The sequence below is a fragment of the Methylobacterium bullatum genome (assembly GCF_014845095.1).
Lineage (GTDB): Bacteria > Pseudomonadota > Alphaproteobacteria > Rhizobiales > Beijerinckiaceae > Methylobacterium > Methylobacterium bullatum.
This window is the reverse complement of sequence record NZ_NKUG01000177.1, coordinates 1-668: the sequence shown is the minus strand read 5'-3', so window position 1 is coordinate 668 and position 668 is coordinate 1. Positions and strand designations below refer to the sequence as shown.

General features: G+C 65.1%; 1 protein-coding gene. It reads right to left on the bottom strand.

Going from position 1 to position 668, the window contains the following annotated elements:
- Nucleotides 1-65 precede the first annotated feature (65 nt).
- Nucleotides 66-371, bottom strand: coding sequence for a FliM/FliN family flagellar motor switch protein (locus MBTS_RS20885; RefSeq protein WP_018044018.1), 306 nt, complete (start codon nucleotides 369-371; stop codon nucleotides 66-68).
- Between the last annotated feature and the right edge of the window lie 297 nt (nucleotides 372-668).

The window sequence follows — 668 nt, the reverse complement described above, 5'->3', positions numbered from 1 at the left end:
GTTTCGTGTGGCGCGGCGCAGCGGATAACAGATCGAATCTGCCACGACAAGCGCCGTCATGCGTCTCAGATGAGATCCACCGGTCCATCGAGGATCTGGACCGCCCCGTCGCCGATGGTCACGCCGGGCGTGCGCACCACTTCCGCCTTGCGGATCAGTTCGGTGATCTCAACCGAAATCCGGTTTCCCGTCACGACGATCTGGCCGCGGGCGATCGGGTGGTCGTTGGCGAGAATCTCGACCATATCGGTTTCCGTGGATTCGAGTTCGATCACGGCGCCGCGTCCCATGCGCAGCAGCATGTGGAGCGGCATGTGGCTGCGCCCGAGCACGACCGAGAGATCGACCTTGAGGTCTTCGAAAACTGCCACGCGCCACGAACTCCATCGGCCCATATCGGGCCTCACTCGACAGAGTGTTCCTGAGATATGGTGAAGCCTTGGTAAACGATGCCCCCCGCAGCGCCCGGCTTTCCGCCTCGACGGCCGATTTTCGACCGCGATCCGGCATGCGGCCGGTCCTGTGGCGGATCAGCGACACCCTCGTCCCCTACGACGAGGCGGTGGCGGCAATGGAAGCACATGCCGGGCGGATCTCGAGCGGGGAGGGGGCCGGGCTGGGCTGGCTGCTCGAACACCCGCCGCCCTACAACCCCGGGACCCCGGCAA